This is a genomic window from Pseudomonas sp. PDM13 (assembly GCF_025685765.1).
In the GTDB taxonomy this organism is placed as follows: domain Bacteria; phylum Pseudomonadota; class Gammaproteobacteria; order Pseudomonadales; family Pseudomonadaceae; genus Metapseudomonas; species Metapseudomonas solani.
Genome location: NZ_JAOTQU010000027.1, coordinates 18,092 through 34,105 on the forward strand (window position 1 = coordinate 18,092; position 16,014 = coordinate 34,105).

16 protein-coding genes are annotated in these 16,014 nt (G+C 69.1%); 4 read left to right on the forward strand and 12 right to left on the reverse strand.

Going from position 1 to position 16,014, the window contains the following annotated elements; all coding sequences use genetic code 11:
- Positions 1-144: 144 nt before the first annotated feature.
- From OEJ36_RS24290 to OEJ36_RS24300, 3 genes are all read right to left on the reverse strand, one after another.
- Positions 145-855 carry a thioesterase II family protein gene (locus tag OEJ36_RS24290; RefSeq protein ID WP_263403699.1) on the reverse strand — a complete coding sequence of 237 codons (711 nt, stop codon included), beginning with the start codon at positions 853-855 and terminating at the stop codon, positions 145-147.
- Complete coding sequence (locus OEJ36_RS24295) at positions 856-978, reverse strand: hypothetical protein (RefSeq protein WP_263403700.1); 123 nt, start codon at positions 976-978, stop codon at positions 856-858.
- A gap of 80 nt (positions 979-1,058) precedes the next feature.
- Positions 1,059-2,450: an aspartate aminotransferase family protein gene (locus OEJ36_RS24300; RefSeq protein WP_263403701.1), complete on the reverse strand. Its 1,392-nt coding sequence runs from the start codon at positions 2,448-2,450 to the stop codon at positions 1,059-1,061.
- A 175-nt stretch (positions 2,451-2,625) separates the two neighbouring features.
- Here OEJ36_RS24300 and OEJ36_RS24305 point away from each other — a divergent pair, with 175 nt between their 5' ends.
- From OEJ36_RS24305 to OEJ36_RS24315, 3 genes are all read left to right on the forward strand, one after another.
- A complete protein-coding gene (locus OEJ36_RS24305) occupies positions 2,626-3,219 on the forward strand; it encodes a hypothetical protein (protein ID WP_263403702.1) in 594 nt (197 codons plus the stop codon).
- Positions 3,220-3,223: 4 nt separating this feature from the next.
- Complete coding sequence (locus OEJ36_RS24310) at positions 3,224-3,529, forward strand: cyclic-phosphate processing receiver domain-containing protein (protein WP_263403703.1); 306 nt, start codon at positions 3,224-3,226, stop codon at positions 3,527-3,529.
- A gap of 116 nt (positions 3,530-3,645) precedes the next feature.
- The gene (locus tag OEJ36_RS24315; RefSeq protein ID WP_263403704.1) at positions 3,646-4,440 is read left to right on the forward strand and encodes a hypothetical protein; all 795 of its coding nucleotides are present in this window, start codon (positions 3,646-3,648) and stop codon (positions 4,438-4,440) included.
- A gap of 76 nt (positions 4,441-4,516) precedes the next feature.
- Here OEJ36_RS24315 and OEJ36_RS24320 read toward each other — a convergent pair whose 3' ends face one another.
- From OEJ36_RS24320 to OEJ36_RS24350, 7 genes are all read right to left on the reverse strand, one after another.
- Positions 4,517-4,948 (reverse strand): hypothetical protein, encoded by a 432-nt coding sequence (locus OEJ36_RS24320; RefSeq protein WP_263403705.1) that lies wholly within the window; start codon positions 4,946-4,948, stop codon positions 4,517-4,519.
- Between the two features lie 79 nt (positions 4,949-5,027).
- Positions 5,028-6,290 carry an FAD-dependent oxidoreductase gene (locus tag OEJ36_RS24325; protein WP_263403706.1) on the reverse strand — a complete coding sequence of 421 codons (1,263 nt, stop codon included), beginning with the start codon at positions 6,288-6,290 and terminating at the stop codon, positions 5,028-5,030.
- Between the two features lie 4 nt (positions 6,291-6,294).
- Positions 6,295-7,872 carry an aldehyde dehydrogenase (NADP(+)) gene (locus tag OEJ36_RS24330; protein WP_263403707.1) on the reverse strand — a complete coding sequence of 526 codons (1,578 nt, stop codon included), beginning with the start codon at positions 7,870-7,872 and terminating at the stop codon, positions 6,295-6,297.
- A gap of 55 nt (positions 7,873-7,927) precedes the next feature.
- Positions 7,928-8,875 (reverse strand): dihydrodipicolinate synthase family protein, encoded by a 948-nt coding sequence (locus OEJ36_RS24335; RefSeq protein WP_263403708.1) that lies wholly within the window; start codon positions 8,873-8,875, stop codon positions 7,928-7,930.
- Positions 8,876-8,919: 44 nt separating this feature from the next.
- Entirely contained in the window at positions 8,920-9,846 is a 927-nt protein-coding gene (locus tag OEJ36_RS24340) for a 4-hydroxyproline epimerase (protein ID WP_263403709.1), read from the reverse strand.
- A 40-nt stretch (positions 9,847-9,886) separates the two neighbouring features.
- Positions 9,887-10,900 carry an Ldh family oxidoreductase gene (locus OEJ36_RS24345; protein ID WP_263403710.1) on the reverse strand — a complete coding sequence of 338 codons (1,014 nt, stop codon included), beginning with the start codon at positions 10,898-10,900 and terminating at the stop codon, positions 9,887-9,889.
- 23 nt (positions 10,901-10,923) lie between these two features.
- On the reverse strand, positions 10,924-12,552 hold the full coding sequence (locus OEJ36_RS24350; protein ID WP_263403711.1) for an APC family permease: 1,629 nt from the start codon (positions 12,550-12,552) through the stop codon (positions 10,924-10,926).
- A gap of 276 nt (positions 12,553-12,828) precedes the next feature.
- Here OEJ36_RS24350 and OEJ36_RS24355 point away from each other — a divergent pair, with 276 nt between their 5' ends.
- On the forward strand, positions 12,829-13,608 hold the full coding sequence (locus OEJ36_RS24355; RefSeq protein WP_263403712.1) for an AraC family transcriptional regulator: 780 nt from the start codon (positions 12,829-12,831) through the stop codon (positions 13,606-13,608).
- A 36-nt stretch (positions 13,609-13,644) separates the two neighbouring features.
- Here the strand turns inward: OEJ36_RS24355 and OEJ36_RS24360 are convergent, their stop codons facing one another.
- Together OEJ36_RS24360 and OEJ36_RS24365 are read right to left on the reverse strand one after the other, a co-directional pair.
- Entirely contained in the window at positions 13,645-14,397 is a 753-nt protein-coding gene (locus OEJ36_RS24360; protein WP_263403713.1) for an AAA family ATPase, read from the reverse strand.
- A 64-nt stretch (positions 14,398-14,461) separates the two neighbouring features.
- Complete coding sequence (locus tag OEJ36_RS24365; protein ID WP_263403714.1) at positions 14,462-16,009, reverse strand: alpha/beta hydrolase-fold protein; 1,548 nt, start codon at positions 16,007-16,009, stop codon at positions 14,462-14,464.
- Positions 16,010-16,014 lie beyond the last annotated feature (5 nt).

Consider the following 16,014-nt stretch of genomic DNA (forward strand, 5'->3'; position numbering starts at 1 on the left):
CGGTCGTCCATGGAAAACGGATGGAAGGCTCGGAAAATTAGCGCTGCCAGCCCCGCAGGCAAAGGCGCGGGACGGGCGGATTTCCATATGCATCAAGCAATTGGCCGCCCAGGGGCATCTTTGCGCGCTCCCGCTGCGGGAGGCTTACCAGGACAGGGCGCGACCGGCCCCTGAACGTCGCCGCTCGACCCTGGCGGCGAGGACGTTGCGCAGGTAGCCCAGCACCTCCGCTTCCAGGGTGTGGAAATAGAAATGGCCACCCTCGAACTGGCGCAGTTCGAGGGTGGCGGAGGTCTCATCGCCCCAGGCGCGGAGCTGGGCGCGGGTGATCCGGTCATCGGCCCCCGAGAGCACATGGATCGGGCAATCCAGCGGCGTGCGCGGCCTGGGCCGGTGGCCGACGCAAAGCAGGTAGTCGGCACGCAGGAGCGGCAGCGCCATCGACCCGCTGATGCCGGTGACAGGGGCCAGGTCATGCCCCAGGTGGAACAGGCTGGCACCACACTCATCCCGACGCGCGGGCGCAGCCGCTCCCGAGACGAAGAGGCAGCGGGGCATCGGCAGCCCCCGCGCCCTCAGAACATGCAGCAACTCGCAAGCGAGCAAGGCCCCGAGCCCGTGCCCGAACACCGCATAGCGCCCATGGCGCAACGTCGGCTCCAGCTCCCGGGCCAGTTGCCGCGCCAGCCCGACGATATCGGTCTGCGCGGGCTCTTCCGCACGCTCGCCACGACCCGGCAGCTCCAGCGGGTGAAGCTCCAGCCAGGCTGGCAGGTGCCGCTGCCATCGCAGATAGACCTGCGCGCTGGCGCCACAGAACGGCAGGCATATCAGCCGCAACGAAGAAGGCGCCATTCAGCCCGCCAGGCGGCCCTTGCCGGTGAGGTACCGACCGACGGGAATCGCCTTGCGGGCGCGCCAGAAGGCGCGGTGCCCTACCAGGAACAGCCGATCGTCACGATCGAATACGAATGCCATGGGGTCTGCTCGAAATGAATGAGGCGCCCATGACTGGGCGCCTCGGGGAAGACGGACGCTTCAGCGGCGGGATGGGCGACTCAATCCCGCAGCGCGGCCGCCAGTGCCCGACCGAAGCGGCGGGCGACTTCGTCCACCTGCTCGGCGGTGATGATCAGCGGCGGCAGGAAGCGCACCACGCTGCCGTGGCGACCGCCCAGTTCGAGGATCAGCCCGCGCTTCAGGCATTGCGCCTGCAGGCGCGAGGCCAGGGCGTTGAAGGTCGGGGGGTGGCCGAGGGCGTCGCGCGGGCCGGACGGGTCCACCAGCTCGACGCCGAGCATCAGCCCGCGGCCACGGATATCGCCCAGCTGCGGGTAGTCGCGCTGCAGCTCGCGCAGGTGGCCCACCAGGCGCTCGCCCATGGCGGCGGCGTGACCGGGGATGTCGTGCTCCTTGAGGTAGCGCAACACAGCCGAGCCGGCGGCCATGGCCATCTGGTTGCCACGGAAGGTGCCGGCGTGGGCGCCCGGGCCCCAGACGTCAAGCCATTCGCGGTAAACCATCACCGCCAGCGGCAGGCTGCCACCGATGGCCTTGGACAACACCACCACGTCGGGGATGATGCCGGCGTGCTCGAAGGCGAACATCTTGCCGGTGCGGCCGAAGCCGCTCTGGATCTCGTCGACGATCAGCGCCACACCGGCTTTCTCGGTGATGCGACGCAGGCCGCGCAGCCACTCGATGTCCGCCGGCACCACGCCGCCCTCGCCCTGCACCGCTTCGACGATCACGGCTGCGGGCAGCAATACGCCGGCCTCCGGGTCACTGAGCAGGTTTTCCAGGTAGTGCAGATTGGCGCGCACGCCGGCTTCGCCACCGATGCCGAAGGGGCAGCGGTAATCGTAGGGATAGGGGGCGAACTGCACGCCGTTGCCGAGCACCGCGCCCAGGGCCTTCTTCGGCCCCAGGTTGCCCATCAGCCCCAGGGCGCCCTGGCTCATGCCGTGGTAACCGCCCTGGAACGAGAGGATGGTGCTGCGCCCGGTGGCGGTGCGCACCAGCTTCAGCGCGGCTTCCACGGCGTCGGTGCCGGTGGGGCCGCAGAACTGGATCTTCGCCTCGCGGGCCAGGCCCTCGGGCAGCAGGCCGAAGAGGTCCTGGACGAACTGATCCTTCACCGGGGTAGTGAGGTCCAGGGTGTGCAGGGGCAGCTCGTCGGCGAGCACCTGGCGGATGGCGTCGATCACCACCGGGTGGTTGTGACCCAGGGCCAGGGTGCCGGCACCGGCGAGGCAATCGATGAAGGTGCGGCCTTCCACGTCCTCGACATAGAGCCCGCGCGCGCGCTTGAGCGCCAGGGGGATGCGCCGGGGATAGCTGCGGGCATTGGACTCCTGCTGCTTCTGGCGGGCCAGCAGCGGCGTCTCCTCGAACTGGTAGAGCGTCTCTTCTTCTGCGGCGGACAGCGGCAGGCTGGTAGCGGCTTGCATCCTTCGACCCTCGATAAAGTGGCATCAAGCTCCGGGCCGTGCGCTTGTGGCGCTTCTCGGCCTTGTGCAGAGGAGACGATGGGCGACGGTGGGGATTTAGACGCAATGCGTGAAGCGGGATGCAGCGCAAGATAAACTTCGCAGCCCCGCACACTCCCGGCTGGCTGCACGCTGAATGGAATCGAATCTGGACCGCTCCCTGGTGGAGGAACTGCTGGCCGCGCCCGGCCTGATGCGCCAACACCTTCTGCGCGCCTTGACCACCCCTGTGGAGGTGCTGGAATTCTGCACCCGGGATGAGGGCCTCTGTGACGCCAGGCTCTATCACTGTGGCAAGGCGCAGGCCGCAACGCCCGCCGAGGGCCTGATCGCACTGCTCAATCGCGAGCTGCACCAGGTGGAAGAGTGGGCGCTGGAGGAGACGACTCCAGCGCATATCGACGACCTGCTGCACCGCTGGCTGCTCCCGGAGCTGGCCAACGCCCGGCCCACTGGCGTCGACATCGACAAGGCGACCCTGGAGATCACCAGCCTGGGGGACACCATCCGCAGCGCCATCCTGGCGCGGCATGCCGATACCGGACGCCCTTATCACTGTGACCGCTGGGGCATCTTCCGCGACGGCCAGCCGCAACCGCTGGACACCCCCATCCTCCCCGAACCGTTGATCGCGCCGGCACTGGCGTTGCAGGACAACTGGAACGAGAAGCTCTATTTCTGCGAAACCCGCGACACCTGGCTGCTCTACAGCTGGGCAACAGGAGCCTGAGGCGATGAAGGTCTATCTGGACGACGAACGCACCACCCCCGACGGCTGGGTCCGCACCTGGTGGCCGGACGAGGTGATCGAGCTGTTGAAGACGGGCAGTGTCAGCGAGCTGAGCCTGGACCACGACCTGGGCGACGACGAACGCGGCACCGGCTACGACGTGATCCTGTGGATCGAGGAAGCCGTCGCCCTGCACGGCTTCGTGCCGCCACGCATCCGCGTGCATTCGGCCAACTCCTCGGCGGTGTTGAAGATGCAGGCCGGGGTCCGCGCCATCGAAGCCCTGGCACGGCGCAACCGCGAGGCGTAGCCCGGGCTTCAGCCCGGGAGCCCAACGCTGCATCCCCTGCCTCCTGCCGCGGACGCCGGCAGGAACCTCGATCTGGTCTAGTCTGTTTCTGCACCCAGTTCAGGGAGGAACACCCAATGCCACGCGGCCCCAGGAAGACCAACCGGCTCCGGATCGAATCGGATCCAATCACACGGAAGATCAGGATCAAGGGGCGGCCCGCCTGGACCACCCAGGCGACCAAGGTGAAGGTCAACCAGAACGCCAAGAAGGGCCATGTGGAGGATAGGCGTCACATGCTCCATTGGAGCCAGGTCATCCGCAAACTGGCCGAAGCCACCTTCAATGCGCTGAAGAAAGACTCCATATCGACAAAGGACTTCTACCGGAACCTGACGGCCCCCTTGATATCCAGGAAGTGGAAGCGTATCCCCAGTACCCCGGATGGGGTGATGCTGATGATCGCCAAGCGCTTGAACAGCACACCGGCCAACCTGGTGCCGGACAGGGCGGACATCAACAAGGCCATCGAGATCGTCCGCAAGTGCATCGACCAGTTCGAGAAGTACCTGCAGGACAGCACGACCTACAAAGACACCAAGGACGACCCGAGCCTGCATAAGCAGCGCATGAGTGCCATCCAGCTCAAGGCCAAGCAGCTGTTCCCCACGGGCAACACCAGCAGCCTGATCCACAGCCGCGTCAGCGAGATCAATAGCGAGATACTCAAGATCATCAACGCGAGCCTGGCCCCCTGCCAGCTCTGGGAGCTGCTGCATTCACTGCGACATTCGGTGACCTACGACCTTTCCTCCAAAGCGATGCGCGACAACACGGAAGCGACGCTCGACTGGCTCAACCGGATGCAGATAGCCACTTACAGTGCCCCGGCCGCCCGGCTGGAAGTACTGGTGTCCCTGACGGATATCTGACTGCAGCTCGAGAGACGACTCGGCACGGTACCCAGGGTGCGCTCCCTGGGTATGGGAGCCCGTACTTCGCTTTCGCCTAGAGCTGGCCCCACACCTGCGCCAATCCCACCAGGTGCAGGCCACCCAGCGTCAGGCAGATGGCCGAACTCCACAGCCAGAACCCCGTGCTGCGGCCCAGGCCACGCTTGACCAGCAGCAGCCCGCCGAGACCGCGCAGCAGGTACACCGCCGTGACCAGACACAACACCGGCTGCGCAAGAGGGAGTGGCAGGCCGAGGCCGGCCAACAGTGCGTAGAGTGCCCAGAGCCCCAGCACGGCACTGATGCCCAGGGTGACGAGCGTGGCCACCGGACTGCCGGCTTCAGCCAGGCGTGCCATGCGCTCGCCGGCACCGAAGAAGCGGTACCAGGGCGCGCCATAGCGGATACAGCCCAGGTGCAGCAGCGCGGCAATGGCGCTAAGGGCACCACCGGCCAGGAGGAAAGGGTTGGGGAAGAGGTCATCCATGGTGAAGCTCCTGTGCTCAAGCCCGCCATTCTGGATGCTCGCAACCCCTTGCGCCAGCAACCATCCATGCCCGGGCCCACTAGCGCACGAACCGCCCCAGGCGGTACGCCTCAAGGTCCGCCAACGTCTGCCTCCGGGCCAGTTGACCAATGTACTCGGCAGTGATCGCCGCCTGGGTCAGCCCCAGGTGCTGGTGGCCGAAGGCGAGCAGCACCCGGCCGTCACACACCCGGTCGATGATCGGCAGCGAGTCCGGCAACGAGGGGCGGAAGCCCATCCAGGGGGTCGCGGCCTCGGTGTTCAGGTCGCGGCGAAAGAGGCCCTGGCTGAGGCGGTGCAGTTGCCAGGCACGCTCCATGTTGGCGGGGCGCTCCAGGCCGGCGAACTCCACGGTGCCGGCCAGGCGCAGGCCGTCGGCCAGGGGCGTCATGATGAAGCGGCGCTCGAACGAAGTGACGGCGAAGGGCAGCCGGCCGTGCTCGTGGGGCAGCATCAGGTGGTAGCCGCGCTCGGTGTCCAGGGGTACCTGCTTGCCGGTCAGGCTGGCGGTCAGCGGAGCCGAGTGGGCGCCGCAGGCCACCAGCACCTGGCGGGCCTGCACACTGCCTGCATCGGTGCTCAGCGCCACGCCATCCGCAAGAAGATGGCCACCGTGCACCCGCTGACGCACGAAGCGCACGCCCAGCCCTTCGGCGGCGGCCGCCAGTTCGCGGACCACCCGATGCGGGTCGATGAAGTGCCCGGTGCGAGGGAAGAACAGCCCGCCCTGTATGCGCTCGCTCAACTGTGGCGCCGCCGCGTACACGGCGGCGCCCTCCCAGAATTCCAGCGGCACGCCCTGCCCGGCCATGCGCGCCTGCACCTGCTGCAGCGCCTGGCGCGATTCCTCGCGCTCGTACACCAGCAACGAACCGTCCACCTTGAGCAGGTCGGGACGCTGGATGCTGGCCAGCAGCCGTTGCCAGGCCTCCAGGCTGGCCTCATTGAGCCCGCGCAGGCCGGCCACGGTGCGCTGGAAAGGCGCAGTGTGCAGGTTGAGCAACAGGCGCAGGAACCAGGGCAGCGCCTGGGGCAGGTACTTCCAATCGAGGCGCAGCGGGCCCATCGGGTCCATGAGCATGGCCGGCAGGCGGGTGAGGATCGACAGGTCGGCGATGGGGAAGACCTGTTCGGTGGCCAGGTGCCCGGCGTTGCCGAACGAGGCGCCCTGCCCCGGCTCCTGTGGGTCCAGGACCCGCACGCGCTTGCCCTGCCGCGCCAGTTGCAGGGCGCAGGCGACGCCGATGATGCCGGCGCCGACCACTGCGATATCGATCGCGTCCTGAGCGGGATGATTGCCCATGGCGCTACGCCTCCCGCTGGCCATCGAGCAGGCGGCGCAGCTGCAGCGGGTTGCCCTGCCGGAGCGCAGTGGGCAGCAGCGCATCCGGGAAGCCCTGGTAGCAGACCGGGCGCAGGAAGCGCTGGATGGCGGCAGTGCCCACCGAGGTGCTGCGGGCATCGGAGGTGGCCGGGAAGGGGCCGCCGTGAACCATGGCATCGCACACCTCGACACCGGTGGGCCAGCCGTTGACCAGCACGCGGCCGGCCTTCAGCTCCAGGGTCGGCAGCAGGGCCCGGGCGGCGTCGTGGTCCGCTTCGTCCAGGTGCAGGGTGGCGGTGAGCTGGCCTTCGAGGTGCTCGGCGATGGCCTGCACCTGCCCCGCATCCCGGCACTGCACGATAAGCCCGGCGGCACCGAAGATTTCCGCCTGCAGCGCCGGGTCGGCGAGGAAGGCGTCGGCTTCGGTGACGAACAACTGCGCCTGGCAGCGGTTGGGGCCATCACCCGGCTGCCCGCTGGCCACCCGGCGCACCTTGGCGTGTCGGGCCAAGGCGCCGACGCCGGACGCGAAGGCATCGAAAATGCCCGGCGTCAGCATGGCCTGCGCCGGGCTCTTCTCCAGCTGCCCGGCGGCAGCGGCGATAAAGGCATCCAGCGCCCCGCCCTGCTGGGCGATGAGCAGGCCCGGATTGGTGCAGAACTGCCCGGCGCCCTGGGTCAGCGAAGCGACGAAGCCTTCGGCCAACGCCTCGCCGCGAGCGTGCAGGGCCGCGGGGAACAGGAACACCGGGTTGATCGCGCTCATTTCCGCATACACCGGGATCGGCTCCGGCCGTGCCTGGGCCGCCTGGCACAGGGCCAGGCCACCGCTGCGCGAGCCGGTGAAGCCGACGGCCTTGATGCGCGGGTCGCTGACCAGGGCGATGCCCACCTCGTGGCCGGCGCCGAACAGCAGCGAGAACACGCCCTCGGGCAGCGCGCAGCGCTCTACCGCGCGGGCCACCGCCCGCCCCACCCACTCGCTGGTGCCCGGGTGGGCGCCGTGGGCCTTGACCACCACCGGGCAGCCGGCCGCCAGCGCCGAGGCGGTATCACCACCGGCCACGGAGAAGGCCAGGGGGAAGTTGCTGGAGCCGAACACCGCCACCGGCCCCAGGGCCACCTGACGCTGGCGCAGGTCCGGGCGCGGCAGGGGCTGGCGTTGCGGCTGGGCGCTGTCGATCCGCACGTCCAGCCATTCACCGGCGCGCAGGGTGCGGGCGAAGGTGCGCAGCTGCTGGCAGGTGCGGCCACGCTCGCCCTGGATGCGTGCCAGGGGCAGGCCGGTTTCGGCCACGGCGCGCTCGATCAGCGCATCCCCCAGCGCCTCGATCTCTTCGGCGATGGTGTCGAGAAACGCCGCGCGTGCCGCTGGAGAGGTTTCCCGGTAAGCGGTGAAGGCTTCCCGGGCCAATGCGCAGGCCTGTTTCACCTGTGCCGGGCTGCCGCCCGGGTAGGCGGGCTCCAGCACGGCGCCGGTGGCGGGGTCGATGGCACGGATGGCCGCGCCGCGACCGGCCACGGTCTGGCGGCCGATCAGCATGTTGCCTGTGAGTGTCATGGTGCTTCCTGTTGTGCGGGGCGCCGCTACGCAGGGCTGCGTAGCGGCGCCTGGGTCAGACGAGGTTCTGTTCCACCGACCAGCTGGCATACCACTGGCGGAACAGCGCGTACTGCTGCTCGGCGTAGCGACGCTGGGCGTCGCTGAGGGCGTCGCTCTCGTTGAAGTGCAGGCTGTATTCGCGGTCGCCGTTGAGCACCATCAGGTACTTGTAGAACAGCACCAGGTCGCAGCCCTCGTCGAAGGACGAGAGCACGTCCAGTGCCTCGCTCAGCTCCAGGGCCAGGCGCCGCGCACGGGTGTCGCCTGCAGCGGCCTGGCGGCTCAGGGCCACCAGCTGCAGCACTTCGCGGGGCAGCACGTTGCCGATGCCGGTGATGGTGCCGGCGGCATTGCAGTGGACGTAGCCGTGGAACACCTGGGTGTCGACGCCGGCGACGAGGATGACCTCGTCGTCGCGGGAGGTGATGTGTTCGGCGGCGTAACGCATGGCCTCGGCGCCACCGAACTCCTTGAAACCGATCAGGTTGGAGAACTGGCTGCGCAGGTCGAAGAACAGCTCAGCGCGGGTGGAGAAGCTGTAGTAGGGGCTGTTGTAGATCACCGAGGGCAACTGCGGTGCGGCACCGAGCACGGCGGCGAAGTGCGCCTTCTGTGCGGCGGGCGAAGCGGCGCGGGAAAGCAGGCGCGGGATCACCATCAGGCCCTGGGCGCCCACCTTGGCGGCGTGCGCGGCGTGGGCGACCGCCTCGCGGGTGTTGACCGCGCCGGTGCCGACCACCGTGGGCACGCCGGCCTTTACCAGGCGCGCCACGCCCTCCTGGCGCTGGGACTCGCTGAGCAGCGGCCAGTCACCCATGGAGCCGCAGTACACCACCCCGCTCATGCCCAGTTCGACCAGCTCGCGGCCCTTGGCGACCAGGGCGTCGAAGTCCGGCTGGCGGGCGGCGGTGCAAGGCGTCATCAGGGCGGGGATGCAACCGGTGAAGATGTCGTGATTCATGGTTCTGCTCCTTGGTGCAGGGGAATGGAGAGGCGCGCGTGGGCTCAGATGCCCCACGCGAAGGGGTCCTGTTCGTCGATGAGCAGGACGCAGTCGGCGGTGATATGGGCGCGCCCGGTGATGAAGGGGCGGATGCGGTCGCCCTCCCATTCGTAGCGACCCTCGAAGCGGCTGCCGGTGATGCCGGCCTGGACCCAGGTCTCGCCCGGGGCGAGCTTGCCGTCGGCCGCCAGGCACGCCAGCTTGGCGCTGGTGCCGGTGCCGCAGGGGGAACGGTCGTAGGCCTTGCCCGGGCACATGACGAAGTTGCGGCTGTCGCCGTGCTCGTCCTCGGCGAACAGCTCCACATGGTCGATCAGTGCGCCGCCCTCGCCCTGGATGCCTTGCGCCTCCAGGGCCCTGAGCATCGCCCAGGTGAAGGCGGTCAGGGCTTCGACGTTGTCCAGCTGCAGGCGCTGGCCGTGCTCGGCCACAAGGAAGAACCAGTTGCCGCCCCAGGCGATATCGCCCAGGAAGGTGCCGTGGCCGGGCACTTCCACCGGCACCTGGGTGCGGTAGCGATAGGACGGCACGTTGCCGATGGTCACGCGGCCGTCGTCGTGGAGGGTGGCGCTGACGGTGCCCACCGGGGTGTCGATGCGGTGCTCGCCCGGGTCGATCAGCCCCTGGTGGTGCAGGGAGACGACCAGGCCGATGGTGCCGTGCCCGCACATGCCGAGGTAGCCGGCGTTGTTGAAGAAGATCACCCCGCAGGTGGCGCCGGGCGACAGCGGCGGGCAGTGCAGCGCCCCCACCAGCACATCGTTGCCGCGCGGCTCCAGCAGGCAGGCGCGGCGCCAGTGGTCATGCCGCTCGCGCAGCAGGTCGCGCTGCTCGGCCAGGGTGTCGCCGGCCAGCTCGGGGAAACCTTGCATCACCAGGCGGGTGGGTTCGCCGCCGGTGTGGGAGTCGATCACATGTATGCGCTTCATGGGCGGTTCCATTCAGGGAGACAGGTGGGTGGCCGGGGCGCTAGGCCGCCAGCCGCTCGATATCGTCCAGCAGGGTTTTCGCCACCCAGACGCCGTCACGCGCGCTGCGCTGGCGGGCGTCGAAGCGGCGTTGCGAAGGCAGGCGTGCGCCCTGCCCGGTGATGGCGGCGAACAGCTGCTCGGCGCGGCGCTGCCCCTCCTCCAGGGCGTCGCCGAGGAAGCGCGCCGGGTCGAAAGCCAGCAGCAGTTCGCCGTGGCAGGGCGTGGCCCCGGCGCCGGCATCGAAGGCGAGCGATTCGGCGCTGGTGAGGTCGCCGATCAGCGCCCCGGCCATGAGTTCGATCATCGCGGCGAGGGCCGAGCCCTTGTGCCCGCCGAAGGTCTGCATGGCGCCCTCCAGCACGGCGCGGGCGTCGGTGCTGGGCACGCCTGCGGCGTCCAGGCCCCAGCCCAGGGGGATGGGTTTGCCCTGGCGGGCGTGCAGCTCGATGTCGCCCCGGGCGATGGCACTGGTGGCGAAGTCGAAGACGAAGGGTTCGCGCCCCGCGCGCGGCCAGGCGAAGGCCAGCGGGTTGGTGCCGAACACGCCCTGGCTGCCGCCCTCCGGCGCCACCCAGGCGTGGCTGGGGGTCATGGCCAGGCCCACCAGCCCTTCAGCGGCGATGGCTTCCACCTCCGGCCAGAGCGCGGAGAAGTGGAAGCAGTTGCGGATCACCAGGGCGGCGACGCCCAGCTCGCGGGCCTGCTCCACCAGCAGCGGCAGCCCGGTCTGCAGGGCCAGCAGCGAGTAGCCGCGGTGGGCATCGACGCTGACGATGGCCGGTGCCGGCCGGCTCAGGGTCGGCCGGGCGTTGGGATCGACCTTGCCGGAGCGCAGCGAATGCACGCACACCAGCACGCGATAGAGGCCATGGGAGTGGCACTCGTCGCGCTGACCCTGGGTGATGGTGTCGGCGATGGCCCGGGCGTGATCCTCGCCCATGCCATTGCCGATCAGCGTGCGCAGGGCCAGGTCATGGACCTGCTCGAGGCTGAGGTTGATGAGCTCGCTCATATCCGTACTCCTTCTTGCGGCTATCAGGACAGGGCCTGGCTGGGGGCCGCGGCCGGTTGCAGGCCCTGCTCGGTGTCGGCAGCCTCCTCGCTTTCATCCTCGCCACTGAGGATGATCAGCTCGGCCGGCACGCCCGTGGCCGCGCCCCAGTAGTAGATCGCGGTGGCGCAGGCCGCCACGGCAAGGGTGTCGAAGGGGTGGGCCAGCAGGCCAAGGCCGCCGAAGCTGCCGAGCCAGGAGAGCAGCAGGGTCACGGCGTAGAAGCCGATCAGCCAGGCGGACGAGCGCACCTGCTGGGCCAGGCTCAGGTGCTCGGTGGGCACGAAGCGGCGGCACAGCAGGTAGATGACGAACATCAGGATCTGCAGGCTGAGCAGCCAGGACACGGTGTTCCAGCCCGACCAGTAGACGATCAGCGCGGCGATGACGAAGGACAGCGGCCCCATCACCGCCATGCCCCGGACGCGGAACGGCCGCGGCATGCCGGGGGCGTTGCGCCGCAGTGCGGCGACGGTGACCGGGGCCACGGCGTAGCTGAGGATCAACGCTGCCGAAACGACGTTGATCAGCGCCTCCCAGGAGGGGAACGGCAGGGTCCAGAACACCGACAGGCCGAAGGTCAGCCACAGCGCCGGGCGCGGGATGCCGGACTTTTCATCGATGCGGGTGAAGATGCGGAAGAAGGTGCCGGTCTGTGCCCAACCGTAGACGACCCGGGGCGTGGCGTTCATATAGATGTTGCCGCAGCCGCTGGGGGAGACCACCGCATCGGCCACCACCAGGTAGGCCAGCCAGCCGATGCCGAGGACCAGGGCGATGTCCCGGTACGGCAGGGCGAACTCCTTGGAGATACCGGCCCAGCCGTTGGCGAGCATTTCCGTCGGCACCGCGCCGAGGAAGGCCAGTTGCAGCAGCACGTAGATGGCGGTGGAGAGCAGCACCGAGAGGATCAGCGCGATGGGGATGGTGCGCTGCGGGTTCTTCACCTCGCTGGCCACCGAGATGATCGGCGTAAGCCCCAGGTAGGCGAAGATGATGCCGCCGGCGGAGACCGCCATCTCGATGCCCGAGAGGCCGAAGGGGGCGAAGCCCTGGGCCTGGAAGTTCTCCGGCTTGAAGAAGGCGAAGAGCACGCCGATGACCAGCAGCGGCACGATGAACTTGAACACGCTGACCAGGTTGTTGGCCCGGGCGAAGGTCTTCACGCTGCGGTAGTTGAGCCAGAAGAACAGGCACAGCAGGCCGAACTGCACCAGCCAGCCGCTGAGTGTCGGGTTGCTCGAACCGGCCTCGGTCAGCCCCGGGAACCAGGCCGCCGCATACTGGCGGGAGGCGACCACCTCGATGGCCACCAGGCTGGAGAAGGCGATCAGGGTGATGAAGCCCATCAGGTAGCCCAGCAGCGGGCCGTGGGAGAACACCGGGTAGCGCACCACGCCACCGGCGCGGGGCAGCGCCGCGCCCAGTTCGCAGTAGATGATGCCGAGCAGCAGCACGGCGAAGCCGCCGATGAACCAGGAGATGATCCCCGCCGGGCCGGCGATGACGGAGACGTGGCTGGCGGCGAACAGCCAGCCGGAGCCGAATATGGCGCCCAGACCGATAAAGGTCAGGTCGGTCAGCGACAGCTGTTTCTTGAACTTCCCAGACATGGCGTAGCCTTCTTGTGCGTTATTGGATGGGCTGGAAGATCACGCTGCGGCGCCGCTGCGGAAGACGATCCGGGCACTCCCGGCCCTTCGTCCGCCGGCGCCACGCCGCATGCGATAGCCATAGAGTGGACTGGCCAGGTGGTGCGGGGCTTGATGCTTTTCCCCAGCTCCGATGACGAAATCAGCACAATGGAGCGGGACGGTACGAGGCCGCTCGACAGCCACTCCGGGCTGCGGCACTCTCCTGCCGGTCAGGCTTCGAGCGAGGTGGAAGGCATGGTGCGAAGAGCACTGGCGGCACTGGCCGCGATAGAGCCCCAGCGCCGTCCGGCATCCCTGGACGAACTGCTGGCCAGCGCCGAGTTGCTGTTGCCGGTGCTGGATGCGATTCCCAATGCGGCGATCTTCATCAAGGACACCCAGGCCCGTTACGTCCTGGCCAACCGTACCCTGGTGCAGCGTTGCGGCCTCAAGCAATTGCAGCCGCTGCTGGGCAGGACCAGTGCAGAGGTCTTCCCCGCCCAGCTCGGCCCCGGCTACACCGAACAGGACCGCCGCGTCCTGGAGAAAGGCCAGGTGCTGGAGGACCAGCTCGAACTGCACCTCTATGGCAGCCGCGAACCCGGCTGGTGCCTGACCCACAAGCGCCCACTGCTGAACCGCAGCGACGCCATCATCGGCCTGGTGGGCATCTCGGTGGACTTGCAGTCGGCCGCCACCGCCCACCCCGCCTACGCGCGCCTCGCGGAAGTGGACGAGTACATCCGCCAGCACTTCCACGAGCCCATCACCCTGGACACCCTGACCCGTATCGCCGGGCTTTCGGTCGCTCAGCTGGAGCGCTACTGCACCCGCGCGTTCCAACTGACGCCACGGCAGATGATCACCAAGGCGCGCCTCGAGCACGCCCATCGCCTGCTGCAGACGGAGTTACCCATCACCGATGTCGCCCTGCAATGCGGCTACACCGACCACAGCGCCTTCAGCCGCCAATTCAAGCAACTCACGGGCTTCACGCCCCGGCAATACCGGCAGGCGATGGGTGGCGGCACCTGAGAACGCCGCCGCTGGCTGTACCGAAGGCGGCGGGCCTCAGCCCTCCTCCCCCAGCAAGGTGCGCAGGGTGCGCGCCGGGTTGGCGAGGAAGCCACGGCTGACCTGCACGTGCTCGGTGTCGTCGTAGGCGGTGAGCCTGAAGCCCTCCGGCCCGCACTGGTAGATCCAGGCGTCCGGGTAGGCCATGAGGATGGGCGAATGGGTGGCGATGACGAATTGCGAATCGTCCTTCACCAGGTCGTGGATGCGCGCCAGCATGGCCAGTTGGCGCTGGGGCGAGAGCGCCGCCTCGGGTTCGTCGAGCAGGTACAGGCCCTTGCCGCCGAAACGGTTCATCAGCAGCGCGAGGAAGGATTCGCCATGGGACTGCTCGTGCAGCGAGCGCCCGCCGTAGGAGTCGATCACCGGCGGCGCCGGAGCCGGCTCGGCGTCCAGGTGCTCGATCTCGGTGGCCAGGTTGAAGAAGCTCTCGGCACGCAGGAAGAAGCCATCCCGCGCACGGCGCACGCCCCGGCTGACGCGCAACGCGCGGTGCAGCTCGGAATGGGAGGCGCGGGTGCCGAAGTTGAAGTTGCGCGTGCCGCCTTCGGGGTTGAAGCCCAGGGCCACCGCCAGGGCCTCCATCAAGGTGGACTTGCCCGAGCCGTTCTCACCCACCAGGAAGGTCACCTTGGGGTGGAACTCCAGGCGCTCCAGGCTGCGCACCGCCGGCAGGACGTAGGGGTAGCGGGAGAAGGAATCCACTTTGTCCCGCTTCAGCAGCATCTCGATCAGGTAACGCGTGTCCATCGGCGGGGTCCTTGCTCCGGGGCGACCATCCTAGAGGGGGTCGCCCCGGAGCACCAGCGTCAGCTCATCGCCCGAACAGGGCGATCAGCCCCTCCGCCAGGGTGCCGCGCCAGTTCAGGTAATCGTGGCCGCTGGCCCATTCGCGGTGGACCACCGGGTAGCCCCTGGCCTGCAGCACATCGCGCAGGTGGCGGGTGGTTTCGAAGATGCCGCTCTGCCCTTCGCCGCGCTCGAACTGCCCTGCCTCCAGGTAGAAGCGCACCGGCAGCTTCGCCGTGCGGGCGTACTCGCGGGTCAGCCACTCGGGCTCCTCACCCGGTGGTGCCCACCAGTAGGAGCCGGACTGGCTGAGTACATTGCCGAAGATCTCCGGGTGCTTCAGCGCGGCGTAGCTGGAAGCCAGACCACCATAGCTGGAGCCGGCGATCACCGTACGCGCCGCCGGGGCGTCCAGGCCGTGGGCACGGACCCAGGGCTGCAGTTCCTCGGCAAGGAAGCGGGCGAAATCCGGATTGGGTGGCAGCTCGGCGCCACGCGCCTCGGGGCTGGGGTTGTCGATCAGCACGGCGGCCATGGGCGGGATGGCGCCGGCGGCGATCAGGTTGTCCAGCACCCGGGGCGTGGGCACCTTGCCCAGGTAGGCCTCGGCATCGAACAGGTAGAGCAGGTGATTGTCCGCCGCGCCCGGGCGGTAGCCGGCGGGCCGGTACAGGTGCACGGCGCGGCGGTTGCCGAGGACGGTACTGGCCAGCTCGAAGCGCTCCAGCGTGCCCCTGGGCACCCCGGCGCGCGGGGCGATCCAGGGTTGCGGCGGCGCGCGGTCCAGCTCCAGCACCGAGTCGTACTGGAAGGGGTCGATGCCGCGCTCGGGGTAGGCGCCAGGGTTGAGCGGATCGGCCTGGGCGGTGGCGAGGATGGCGCGACGGCGGGTGCCGGCATCGGCGTCCAGCTCGGGCACGTCCGGCGCCAGTTGATAGGACAGCCGCGTCTCCCGGGGTAGGCGGAAGGTCACGAACCAGACGTCCGAATCCCCCAGGCGGGCGAGATGGGCATGGTCGTAGCCCGGCCCGCCGAACAGGCGCACGTTGTGCCGGGCGCCGCGCCAGAGGAAGGTCACCAGGGCATCCGCCTCGTCCAGCGGCTCCACCAGGGGCGTGCGGCGCTCGGCCATTTCACCCCAGAAAGCGTCGCTGTCGCCGCCCTCCTCCAGGCGCTGCTGCAGGGCCCGCAGGCGCGGACTCTGCAGCGGCTCGCGCGGGGCGCGTTGCTCGGCCAGGGGGATGGGCGCGGCCAGTTCCAGGCGGTAGCCGGCACCCGGCGCGCCCTGCAGCGCCAGGCGATAGCCGCCGGTGCCCGGCGCCACCATGAGAAAGGCGCGGCGGCCGGCGTCCCCGGCCACCAGGCGGCGCAGGTGCGTGCCGTCGGCGCCTTGCAGGTCGAGGGTGACACCCGCCGACGGCAGCTGGCCGCCGAGGTAGTCGCCCGCCACCAGGGGCAGTTCGATGCGGTGCCGGCCTGCTTCGTCCAGCCGCTCCTCGTAGGTGCGCGCCTCGCCGGCCTGGGCGGTAAGGCCCAGGCCGGCCAGCAGCGCCAGCACGATCAGTCGCGTCATGCCGG

Coding starts and splice junctions, on each gene's coding strand:
- OEJ36_RS24290 (WP_263403699.1), bottom strand. CDS start 855: ATGGCGCCTTCTTCGTTGCGGCTGATATGCCTGCCGTTCTGTGGCGCC.
- OEJ36_RS24295 (WP_263403700.1), bottom strand. CDS start 978: ATGGCATTCGTATTCGATCGTGACGATCGGCTGTTCCTGGTAGGGCAC.
- OEJ36_RS24300 (WP_263403701.1), bottom strand. CDS start 2,450: ATGCAAGCCGCTACCAGCCTGCCGCTGTCCGCCGCAGAAGAAGAGACG.
- OEJ36_RS24305 (WP_263403702.1), top strand. CDS start 2,626: ATGGAATCGAATCTGGACCGCTCCCTGGTGGAGGAACTGCTGGCCGCG.
- OEJ36_RS24310 (WP_263403703.1), top strand. CDS start 3,224: ATGAAGGTCTATCTGGACGACGAACGCACCACCCCCGACGGCTGGGTC.
- OEJ36_RS24315 (WP_263403704.1), top strand. CDS start 3,646: ATGCCACGCGGCCCCAGGAAGACCAACCGGCTCCGGATCGAATCGGAT.
- OEJ36_RS24320 (WP_263403705.1), bottom strand. CDS start 4,948: ATGGATGACCTCTTCCCCAACCCTTTCCTCCTGGCCGGTGGTGCCCTT.
- OEJ36_RS24325 (WP_263403706.1), bottom strand. CDS start 6,290: ATGGGCAATCATCCCGCTCAGGACGCGATCGATATCGCAGTGGTCGGC.
- OEJ36_RS24330 (WP_263403707.1), bottom strand. CDS start 7,872: ATGACACTCACAGGCAACATGCTGATCGGCCGCCAGACCGTGGCCGGT.
- OEJ36_RS24335 (WP_263403708.1), bottom strand. CDS start 8,875: ATGAATCACGACATCTTCACCGGTTGCATCCCCGCCCTGATGACGCCT.
- OEJ36_RS24340 (WP_263403709.1), bottom strand. CDS start 9,846: ATGAAGCGCATACATGTGATCGACTCCCACACCGGCGGCGAACCCACC.
- OEJ36_RS24345 (WP_263403710.1), bottom strand. CDS start 10,900: ATGAGCGAGCTCATCAACCTCAGCCTCGAGCAGGTCCATGACCTGGCC.
- OEJ36_RS24350 (WP_263403711.1), bottom strand. CDS start 12,552: ATGTCTGGGAAGTTCAAGAAACAGCTGTCGCTGACCGACCTGACCTTT.
- OEJ36_RS24355 (WP_263403712.1), top strand. CDS start 12,829: ATGGTGCGAAGAGCACTGGCGGCACTGGCCGCGATAGAGCCCCAGCGC.
- OEJ36_RS24360 (WP_263403713.1), bottom strand. CDS start 14,397: ATGGACACGCGTTACCTGATCGAGATGCTGCTGAAGCGGGACAAAGTG.
- OEJ36_RS24365 (WP_263403714.1), bottom strand. CDS start 16,009: ATGACGCGACTGATCGTGCTGGCGCTGCTGGCCGGCCTGGGCCTTACC.